Origin of the sequence: Phenylobacterium sp. (genome assembly GCF_031412415.1) — a bacterium.
Taxonomy (GTDB): Bacteria; Pseudomonadota; Alphaproteobacteria; order Caulobacterales; family Caulobacteraceae; genus Phenylobacterium.
The window spans coordinates 1-3,639 of sequence record NZ_JANOCX010000192.1 but is presented as its reverse complement, the minus strand read 5'-3'; the positions used below and the strand labels follow the sequence as shown (position 1 = coordinate 3,639).

4 protein-coding genes are annotated in these 3,639 nt (G+C 68.3%); all 4 read right to left on the bottom strand.

Annotation, left to right across the window (positions count from 1 at the left end; all coding sequences use genetic code 11):
• Positions 1 to 1,573, bottom strand: a 1,573-nt coding sequence (gene mrdA, locus RMO04_RS09185; RefSeq protein WP_309644481.1) for a penicillin-binding protein 2, incomplete at its 3' end; no start/stop codon positions are given.
• A gap of 10 nt (positions 1,574 to 1,583) precedes the next feature.
• Complete coding sequence (locus RMO04_RS09180) at positions 1,584 to 2,099, bottom strand: hypothetical protein (protein WP_309644480.1); 516 nt, start codon at positions 2,097 to 2,099, stop codon at positions 1,584 to 1,586.
• Positions 2,096 to 3,199 (bottom strand): rod shape-determining protein MreC, encoded by a 1,104-nt coding sequence (gene mreC / locus RMO04_RS09175; RefSeq protein WP_309644479.1) that lies wholly within the window; start codon positions 3,197 to 3,199, stop codon positions 2,096 to 2,098. The genes RMO04_RS09180 and mreC overlap by 4 nt, the downstream gene beginning before the upstream one ends.
• Before the next feature lie 50 nt (positions 3,200 to 3,249).
• Positions 3,250 to 3,639 (bottom strand): rod shape-determining protein (locus tag RMO04_RS09170; protein WP_309644478.1); only part of this gene is annotated, 390 nt, incomplete at its 5' end.

The window sequence follows — 3,639 nt, the reverse complement described above, 5'->3', positions numbered from 1 at the left end:
CGGTCACCGCGGCCATGCCATCGCGGACATAGGCGAGGTGTTCGGCCTTGAACGGCAGGTCGGGGACCTCGGCCCCCGAGGGCATTTCCTTGCCGCCGATTGAGCGGACCAGTCGAGGGTTCAACGCCTTCACGCCGTTGGCCAGCCGCGCGGTCATCACCGCCAACTGCAGACAGTTGACCTCCAGGGCCCCCTGCCCGATGCCGTAACTCAGTGACTCGCCCGGAAACCACTTCTGGTTGGCCGGATTTTTCTTGAAGTAGTTCTTCTTCCACTCGGTCGACGGGACGGTGCCCTTCTTCTGGCCCGAGATACCAATGTCGAAGACCTGCCCCAGACCGAACGCCCTGGCGGCCTTGGCGATCTGGTCGGGACCGATCCGCAAGGCGGTCTGGTAGAAGTAGACGTCGCAGGAGTTCTTCAGCGCGTCGCGCATGTTCTGCGAGCCATGCCCGCCCCGCTTGTGACATCGGAAGTAGCGGCCGCCGAAGAACCAGCCGCCGCCGCAGTTCACCCGCTGCTCAGGGTCCACCCCGGCGTCCAGGGCGGCCAGGGCGGTCATGGTCTTGAAGGTCGAGCCCGGCGGATAGGTCGCGGTCAGCGCCTTGTCCAGCAGCGGGCGACGTTCGTAGTTGGCCAGGGCGCGGTACTCCGGCCCGGTCATTCCGCGCACGAACCGGTTGGCGTCAAAGCTGGGCGCGGAGGACAGGCACAGGACGTCGCCCGTGCGGCAATCCAGCATCACCGCCCCGCCGCTCTCGTCGCCGAACACCTCCAGCGCACGGTTCTGGATATCGACATCGAGGGAGAGCTGGATCTCCTGTCCCGGCAAGGCGGCGATGTCGCCATTCTCGTCCTGACGCACCTCGCGCCCATTGGCGTCGACCTCGACCTTGCGCGCCCCGGGCTTGCCCCGAAGATCGAGATCAAAAGCTTTTTCAACGCCTTGCCGGCCGATCCTGAAACCGGGATGCAGGAGGATGGGGTCGGAGTTCGGGCCGGTCGGCGCCAGGTCTTCCTTGTTCACCTTGGCCACGTAGCCGATCACGTGGGCGAAGGCCCCGCCGTGCGGATAGACCCGGACCTCACCCATGTCCGCGGTGACGCCGGGCAGTTCGGGCGCGCGGATATTGATCGCCGAGAATTCCTCCCAGCTCATGTCTTCCATGACCGAGACCGGCGAGCGCTTGGGCGCGCGGGCGATGTCCTTGGCCAGCCGCGCCTGACGATCGGCGTCCAGCGGCACGAAGGCCGCGAGCGTCTTCAGCGTGGCCTTGGGGTCCAAGTCCTCCTCGCGGCTGACCAGCAGGCGGAAGTTGGGGCGATTGGACGCCAGCACCGCGCCATTGCGGTCGACGATCAGGCCTCGTGGCGGCGGCACCAGTCGGAAGTTGAACTGGTTGGAGGCCGACATCTTCTCGTAGCGCTGGGTCTCGACGATCTGGAGATGGGCCAGCCGGCCGGCCAAGGCGGTCAGGCCCAGGCCCGCGAACCCGCCCAACAGGAAGGTGCGGCGATGGAAGACGCCCTGCCGTTCGTTCACCTCGGAAAAGAAGATCGACGGTTCGCTCATCGGTCCGATCTTAGCGGAATCTCACGTCGGCGTCCTCGAAGCGGTCGATCAGATGATCGGCGAACGGGAACAGGATCACGGTAGCGAGGAACTGCCAGCCGACGGCGACAAGGCTGGGCATGGCGCCCACGTCGGCCATGGTGAACAGGTAGGCGGCGAGCTGGGTGAGCGCGCAGGCCGCGCCGTACCAGATCCACATCATCAGCCGGCTCTGGCCGACGATCAGGGTTCGTCCGGCCAGCATCGCCCCATAGCCGGTCAGTAGGGATAGCGCCCAGAGGCCGACCGGGCCGCCCCAGAACAGGTCCAGGAACAGGCCCATGGCCAGGATCCCGAACGGCGCCAGGATCGAGGGCCGGATGACCGCCCAGGCGAAGGCCGGCGCCAGGGCGAAGATCGGCTCTGGAAGCTGCAGCCCGAAGATGCGGAACGGGATCGCGAACAACACCGTCAGTCCCAGAGCCTGGAGCATGGGCAAGCCCAGCCAAAGGCCGGGGTTCAGCGGGCGGGCGCCGGCGAGGCTCAAAACGGAACCTCCGTCGCGGGTGTCGGCGGTGGCGGCGCCTGTGAAGCGGCGACCGGCGCGGGGGGCGACGTGGTTGGCGCGGTCCGTCGGGGCGGCGACGCCTTCTGGGATGGCGCGGCGGTCGGCGACGCGCCAAGCCGCAATGCCGGCGCCGTCGGCGCGGGCGCCGGCGCCGGCGTCACGCCGATCGAGGCGGCCGGACCGGAGGCCGCCGGCGGCGGCGGCGGAATGCGATTGAGCTCGGCGGCGTTGGCGAGCTGCGAGAAGTCCTGGAAAAGTAGGATGCGCACGAAGTCGATCGGTGATGAATCGGAGGCCAACGCCACGCGCCACCGGCCATCCAGCCCCTTCACCGCGACGCCCACGGGCAGACCGCGAGGCAGGACGCCCCCGTCGCCCGACGTCACGATCCGGTCGCCTTCCTTCACGGGTTCCTTGCCGCGCAGGTAGTCCAGCTTTGGATTGGGCCCGCCGTCTCCGGTCAGGATCGAGCGCGCGTTGGTCCGGTCGACCATGACGGGGGTACGAGAGGCGATGTCGGTCAGGAGCAGGATGCGGCTGGCGCCCTCGGTGACCCCGATCACCCGTCCGATCAGGCCGGTCTCGCTCAGCACAGGGTTTCCGACCTTGATGCCCTTCTCAATCCCGGCGTTGGCCAGGCGGGTGTTGGCGAACGGGCCGCGAGAGCCAGTCACCGTCCTCGCCGTGGCCATTGGGATCGGCGGATCCGTCTTCAGGCCCAGCAGAGTCCTGTAGCGCTCGTTGGTGTCGCGCAGCGCGAGCGCGGCGACCCGCCACTGGCTGGCCTCGACCAGCTCAGCCTTCAGCCGACGGTTCTCCGACACTGCGAAGAAGTAGCCGCGGACATACTCGACCCCGTCGCCGACCCATCGGTTGGGGGTTGCGAGAAGGCCAGTGACAGGGGCGGCGACCGCATCGCCCACCCGGCGCGTCGCGCCATAGGCTTCGGTCTGGAAGGTTTCGCGGCGATCGGCCAACAGCAGGGTGACAGCCACCACGACGGCGACAACCAGCGCCACCGCGGCTGTCCATGCCAGCGGGACCTTCAGCTCGCCGAACGGATTCTCACGAAAGGCCACCGGAACCTGCTCGCATGCGAGGGAGCGGCCACCGCCCCGACTCGCGAAGTCTACGCCAGGGTGGACTCAAGAACGCCCTTCATCCACTTCGGATGTTCGAGCACCTTGCCGCACCCCAGGGCGACGCAGGAGAGCGGGTCGTCGGCCACGGTCACCGGCAGGCCGGTATGGTCGCGGATCTCGGCGTCGAGGCCGCGGAGCAGGGCCCCGCCGCCCGTCAGCATGATGCCCTTGTCGGCGATGTCGGAGGCCAGCTCCGGCGGAGTCGCCTCCAGCGCCATCTTCACCGCGTCGACGATCTGGCTGACCGGCTCCGACAGCGAGTCGGACGCCTGCTTCTCGCTGATCCGAACTTCGCGCGGCACGCCCTGCATCAGGTCGCGGCCCTTGACCTCGATGGACAGGCCCTCGCCGTCGGCCGGAGCCCGGGCGGTGCCGAT